The organism is Bacillus sp. JJ722 (assembly GCF_036963345.1).
Classification (GTDB): Bacteria; Bacillota; Bacilli; order Bacillales; family DSM-1321; genus Bacillus_AD.
Map to the genome: position 1 here is coordinate 1 of NZ_JBALMO010000125.1, position 1,897 is coordinate 1,897.

The 1,897-nt window shown below is 31.9% G+C and carries 2 protein-coding genes; one reads left to right on the forward strand and one right to left on the reverse strand.

Annotated elements, in window-relative coordinates; genetic code table 11:
* Positions 1-376 precede the first annotated feature (376 nt).
* On the forward strand, positions 377-1,186 hold the full coding sequence (locus V7014_RS15890; protein ID WP_335508413.1) for a hypothetical protein: 810 nt from the start codon (positions 377-379) through the stop codon (positions 1,184-1,186).
* 56 nt (positions 1,187-1,242) lie between these two features.
* Here V7014_RS15890 and V7014_RS15895 read toward each other — a convergent pair whose 3' ends face one another.
* Positions 1,243-1,518, reverse strand: a complete 276-nt coding sequence (locus V7014_RS15895; RefSeq protein WP_335508414.1) for a hypothetical protein — start codon at positions 1,516-1,518, stop codon at positions 1,243-1,245.
* Positions 1,519-1,897: the final 379 nt, after the last annotated feature.

Genomic DNA, 1,897 nt, shown 5'->3' on the forward strand with positions numbered 1-1,897 from the left:
ACAAATCACTCTTCTTATTAGATTCAGATTTACTATTTACTAAGTAATAAGTTCCCAATCCAATAATTATTAATATTATTATAATTACTAAATTCTTATTTTTTAAAATAACGTTCATACAATAGCACTCCTCCGTTTACTTCTGAGTCTAATATATTAAGAAACTAGAAACAAGTTGAAAATGAAAACTATTTTAATAAATAAAATTATTGTAACAATTTATATACATTATTTATCACACTTGTTATGATATTCTAGAATAGTTCAATATTAGAAATTAATTACCGTAATATAGTAATTTTTATAGAAAATAATTACAGTAATATAATAATTTCTGATATTGCTAGAAAATACTAAGACAACAGGAGGAAGAAACATGAAAAAATTTATCATCACAACTTTAGGAGCTTTACTCTTATTCGCTCTTTCAGCAGTAACAACAGTCACTATTGCCTCTGCTAGCGAACCAGAAGAAAATACCTATATCACTGACGTAAACGTACTCGATCAAACATTAATTAATCATGGATTTCCTGAAAGACTAGTTGCAGATTTACCTTTAATCCAAAAAGAAGACCTTGTTAATTCCGGTGAAATTGGAGAATATGTAGGTGCTACTACTACAACATTTGATACAAACAATCGTATTTCATCAGTAGAGGATTACACATCTTTACCTAAACCACTACTAAAAGGTACTATTAACAGTATGAAAGTTACTCAACTTGTAACTAAAGTTCCATCAACTACAGGTAAAGACCGTTTCTTACTTGAAACTGTTCATCAATGGACAATTTCACCAGTTAACAGAAGAACAGACGTAGTTGGTTTTGCTTGGGATGGTAACAGATTCAAATTAATTCCAGGATCACATAAAGTTGTTGTAGGTGGTAATGGTCAAGATGGAGCTGCTACATATACATCATTAAACTTATACAGTTCAAGTTTCACTGGCGCTGGATGGTCATTCCCGTTACCTAAGAGTGGTACTAGACCAGTCGTAATGACTAGAATAAATCTTGAAGAGACTAAAACAGGTTCTGGTACATCTCAATTCCACTCACTGTATACTCATACAAAATCTGGTTCAGGTTCAATCGGCTTAAATTTCGGAATCCTTAGTGTTGGATTCACAGGTTCCGTTTCTAATGATCAAAGAGCTGTTGTGAAAGATTTCAAATACTAAACAATAAAAACCACCACTTTAAAATCTAAGTGGTGTTTTTATTGTTAATTTATGTATTAAGATACTTCCTTGAATGACTTGTTTAAAATTATGTTTTGAATACTCCGTTTGCAACAATTCAATTCCTTAGCTTTTTTCTCATAAAACTTCACTTTACGCCCTGCCCATTTTTTAAAGTCCTGTCTAATTTGAATAGCTAGTTCTTTACTCAACTTCCCTCGTTGCGCCATATCATTTAATACTTCTGATTTATATTGATTCTTCCTTTGACAAAATACTATGTTGCCAATTGAATTATTTTTAACATTTCTATCGATATGGTCTATCTCCATGATATTTCCATACAATCCTTTTATACGCCAAATCTTTGGTTCTAATCCATAAGAAGCGGCTATAACAGCTTCATGCTCATATATCGGAACACTTTCACCATCGTTATTTGTTAGCTTAGTGAGTAAATAGCCACTATCCCCTACACCTTTAGGATTGTTAGCAAGTAACCATCTGTTTCTTACCTTAGAGTAAATTTTACCTAACCCTATATGTACTACGTACTTGGATAGGCTACACTAAGTTGGACAGATAAAATAAGGGCTTGTAAACTTAGACTATTAACTTAAGGGAGCGTGCTACTATGACACGTAAACGTCGAACTTTTACACCCGAATTTAAACTGCAATTAGTGAAACTTTATGAAAATGGTAAATCTCG